This is a genomic window from Streptococcus mitis (assembly GCF_001579035.1).
Classification (GTDB): domain Bacteria; phylum Bacillota; class Bacilli; order Lactobacillales; family Streptococcaceae; genus Streptococcus; species Streptococcus mitis_J.
On the sequence record NZ_KQ970288.1, the window covers coordinates 120,698 to 125,115 of the forward strand.

Sequence of the window (4,418 nt, forward strand, 5' to 3'; positions counted from 1 at the left end):
TTTCAATCCAAGAATTTCAGCTGCTTCTTGCACACGTTTGTCGATGTCTTCTTTGCTGTATTTACGCAATTTCAAACCGAAAGCCATGTTGTCATAAACAGTCATGTGTGGGTAAAGAGCGTAGTTTTGGAATACCATAGCGATGTCGCGGTCTTTTGGAGCTACGTCGTTGACAACCACGCCATCGATAGATGCAGTTCCTTCTGTGATGTCTTCAAGACCAGCAATCATACGGAGTGTAGTTGATTTACCACATCCTGAAGGACCTACGAAAACGATAAATTCTTTATCTTTGATGTTCAAGTTGAAATCTTCAACTGAATAGTGTTCGCTGTTTGGATATTTTTTGTAAATATTTTTAAGATTTAATTCTACCATGAGGTGAACTCCTTTTGTCTTTTGATAGTTTTATTATAAATGAAAACGCTTTACATTTCTATGGCAAGGTGACCAAAAAACAAAAAAGTTCTGTGCAACTTGCACAAAACTTTAGATTATATCTGGTAAAATCAACTGATAACACAAGGTAAGGTCAGTCAATTCCTTCAACTGAAGCCCTGTCAATTCTTCCCATTTATCAATCTTGTATTGGAGAGAATTGCGGTGCAGATAGAGTTTCTGGGCTGTTTTAGTGAGAATAGCACTATTTTCCCAAAGAGAGAGGATGATTTCCTGAATCTGATCTTGATCCAAAATCATCTGGTGTAGACATTCCTTGATTACTCTCAAGTCCACGAGTCTTTCTCCCATACTCCAAAGATAGAGCTGAGAAAAAGTATGAACACCTTGATGACCCTGACGCCACCAAGTCTTAAATAAATCCCGCTCCGCTTTAATCAAGTCTGATAGGGCTTGATGCCCCGTCTGAGACCAAACCTGACCCAACATGATAGAGAGACGCAGTCCAAAGTCATACTCAACCGCTTCAATCGTATCACTTAAAATAGCTCGTACAGAGGTGTATTTGTCTTGTTGAAGCACGAAAACATAATCCTGAGCTCCGACCTGAAGCACCGTCTGACAGTTGGGAAAAAGAGTCCGCATCATATCTAGCCAAGAGGATAGATTTTCCTGCTGAAAATAGGAAAGATGACAATAAACTAACTGAATTTTTTTAAAAGATTGCGGTGCCTGCCCCTTGCCCTCAATCAGATAGGAATACCAAGGATTGAGCGAACGAGCCTGCTCCTGCTGGGTCAAGAGGGCAACCAACTGCTTTTCACGCTCACTGAGACCAGATTTCTCCAGCAAAATCCACTGCTGAGAAGCTAAAGGGAGCGTGAGATAACCCTCTTTCTCTACTGGCTGGTCTGAAATCTGAGCCTCAGGAAACCAGTCTTGTAGTTCTTTTGCCATCATATCCTAGTCCTCCACTTTTTGGATGCACCAAGAAATCAAGCTCTCAAGACGTTCCAGATTTTCAGTCATATGGAGATAGCCCATCACGGCTTCAAAACCTGTGGACATACGGTAAGTCACCACATCAGCATTTTTAGCCTTAGTGTGGCTGTTGGTATTGCGACCACGTTTGTAGATTTCTTCTTCTTTTTCCGTTAGGACTTGTTCCTCCAACATAAGAGAAATCAGGCTGGCCTGAGCTTTGGCCGACACATACTTGGTCGCTTCTTGATGGAGTTTATTGGGTTTGGTCATGCCTTTGAGGATGAGGTGACGACGAATATACATGGAATAAACCGCATCTCCCTCAAAAGCTAACGCAATCCCGTTAATGAGATTGACATCAATCACGTGTCCACCTCACTCCATCCTTGGTGTCAAGGAGCTTAATGCCTTGAGCAGCCAGTTGGTCTCGGATTTGGTCTGCTGTCTCAAAGTCTCGATTGGCACGCGCTTCTTGGCGTTTTTGAATCAAGTCTTCAATCTCTGCATCCAAAACTTCCTCAACAAAGACAATTCCAAAGACTTCTAACATATCCGCAAGAGCTTGCTTAACACTTGCATCATAGTTGCCAGAATTGATCCATTTGGCCATTTCAAAGACGACAGTAATTCCATTAGCTGTATTAAAATCCTCATCCATTGCTACTACAAACTTATCTTTAAATGCTTGTAATTCTTGAGCGTCCACATTTCCTGTAAATGGTTGCTCGTAAGTGTTCTTTAAATACTTGAGATTAGTCTCTGCATCACGCACTGCCTTTTCCGTAAAGTTGATAGGCTTGCGATAATGTTGAGTCGCAAAGAAGAAACGAAGCACTTGCCCATCAAGAGTTTTAAGGGCATCGTGCACGGTGATAAAGTTCCCCAAAGACTTGGACATCTTGACATTGTCGATATTAACAAAACCATTGTGCATCCAGTAGTTGGCAAAAATCTTGCCTGTTTTTGCTTCTGACTGGGCAATTTCATTGGTGTGATGTGGAAACTCTAGGTCGGCTCCGCCACCGTGGATATCAATGGTATCGCCCAAAATCTCTGTTGACATGACCGAACACTCAATATGCCAGCCCGGACGACCAGGTCCCCAAGGACTATCCCAAGAAATCTCGTCTGGCTTGGCAGCTTTCCAGAGGGCAAAATCTACAGGATTTTCCTTACGTGCCGTTTCTTCATCGGTACGACCTGAAGCACCTAGCTCCAAATCTTCCAAGGTTTTATTTGCTAATTTAGCATAGTTGTGGGATTTTTCCACACGGAAGTAAACATCCCCTTGGCTCTCATAGGCAAAACCTTTTTCAATCAAGTCTTCCACAAAGCGGATAATGTCAGCCATAAACTCCACCACACGCGGATGGCGAGTCGCAGGTTTGACGCCCAAGGCCGTCACATCCTCACGAAAGGCAGCGATGTACTTGTCCGCAACCTCCTGAGGCGTGATACCTTCTTCCTTGGCGCGATTGATAATCTTATCATCCACATCTGTAAAATTGGAAATATAGGCAACCTCATAACCACGATACTCAAAATAGCGACGAATGGTATCAAAAGCCACCGTTGAACGGGCATTCCCAACGTGGATATAGTTGTACACGGTTGGCCCACAAACATACATCTTTACCTTGCCGTCCTCAATCGGGACAAATTCTCGCAAATCACGAGACATAGTGTCATAGATTTTAATCATAAATCATAATCAGGAAAGCTGAAATCCAAGAACAGTTAGTTTCATCACTAAAAGTTCAATTGAATTTCAGTCCGAATGTCTCTACACTTCGGAATCCCTTGCTCCTTTCTCATTCAGATAAACCACCTGAGTCTGTTTGACAAAGCCAATTTTTTCATACAAGCGCTTGGCACCTACGTTGCTGTCCTCTACTGCAATCTGAAATTCCTTGTCATTTTGCTCAATCAGTTGGTTGACGAGGAATTTTGCTAAGTAGCTTCCATAGCCTTTCCCACGTTCAGGTTCAGATATTGCTAAACCGTAGAAGTAATTCGTATTAGTCGATAAATCTACCGTGCAAGTTCCAATGACCTGATCGTTTTTTAATAAAATATACAGGCGACTTTCTGGATCCTTCAGAGCTTCAGCGACATATCTATCCACAATCTCTCTAGACTCATGTTCCTCTGAAAATGCCTGAAATTTTAACTGACTAATTTGATCCTGATACGAACTATCTGCTAACAAAACTTCAAGATTAGAAAGTTTTGCTAACGGATATGGTCTTCTATCCTTACCTAACCAGGTTTCTGTCTCTTCATCCTCGACCAATCCCCAGTTGCTGACAAAATCAGGATGACGTTCTAGAAAAATACATTCTGTCTGAAAAGTCACTGAACGAATAGGAAAAGAAGCTGTTTCTCTCTCAAAACTCGTAAACAAAGCACGCGCAATTCCCTGACGGCGATGATCTGGATGAACCAGTATCGTCACTTCTACATCTTGGTCATCTGCATAGACAGTTAATAAACCAACAAGTTCGCCTTTTTCATAATAAAGGAAAAAGGCGGGCATGTTTGGGTCAAAATTAAGCATGTTAGAGAGATAGGGATCACGATAGGTACCGTCATAGTTTTGGCAACAGTTAATTAGTTTTTTCGCCTCAGATAGCTCCTCTTGGCTTAACTTATTTCTTGCTTGAATCATATAGGTATCCTCTACAACCCAGACGATCTGTGACTGGCTTCTTTAGCCTGCTCGAGTTTATTGACGTAGTACTCTCGTTTTTCTTCGACTTCGTGAATGACCGGCTCATCCTTTTTACCATGTACACGGACAATCTTGGCCGGAATACCGACAACCGTCACATCACTAGGTACATCTGCTACGACAACTGCTGCAGCACCGACCTTGGCATTTGCACCAATTTCTACAGGACCAATAACTTGGGCATGCGCTGATATAAGGGCACCCTGACGAACGGTTGGATGGCGTTTGCCACAGTCTTTCCCTGTTCCCCCAAGAGTCACCCCATGATAGAGGAGAACTCCCGTCTCAACGATAGCCGTCTCTC

The 4,418-nt window shown here is 42.8% G+C and carries 5 protein-coding genes and 1 pseudogene; all 6 read right to left on the reverse strand.

Annotation, left to right across the window (positions count from 1 at the left end; genetic code table 11):
- On the reverse strand, positions 1-378 hold a 378-nt coding region (locus tag SMIDD26_RS13075), incomplete at its 3' end, for an ABC transporter ATP-binding protein (RefSeq protein ID WP_246746965.1).
- 111 nt (positions 379-489) lie between these two features.
- Entirely contained in the window at positions 490-1,359 is an 870-nt protein-coding gene (locus tag SMIDD26_RS06790) for a helix-turn-helix domain-containing protein (protein ID WP_061439635.1), read from the reverse strand.
- Between the two features lie 3 nt (positions 1,360-1,362).
- The gene (locus tag SMIDD26_RS06795) at positions 1,363-1,749 is read right to left on the reverse strand and encodes a Mini-ribonuclease 3 (protein WP_061439636.1); all 387 of its coding nucleotides are present in this window, start codon (positions 1,747-1,749) and stop codon (positions 1,363-1,365) included.
- Positions 1,742-3,085 carry a cysteine--tRNA ligase gene (gene cysS, locus SMIDD26_RS06800; RefSeq protein WP_061439637.1) on the reverse strand — a complete coding sequence of 448 codons (1,344 nt, stop codon included), beginning with the start codon at positions 3,083-3,085 and terminating at the stop codon, positions 1,742-1,744. The genes SMIDD26_RS06795 and cysS overlap by 8 nt, the downstream gene beginning before the upstream one ends.
- A gap of 81 nt (positions 3,086-3,166) precedes the next feature.
- Entirely contained in the window at positions 3,167-4,051 is an 885-nt protein-coding gene (locus SMIDD26_RS06805; RefSeq protein WP_061439638.1) for a GNAT family N-acetyltransferase, read from the reverse strand.
- A gap of 11 nt (positions 4,052-4,062) precedes the next feature.
- A pseudogene (locus tag SMIDD26_RS13080) lies at positions 4,063-4,418 on the reverse strand (serine O-acetyltransferase); the annotation flags it as partial.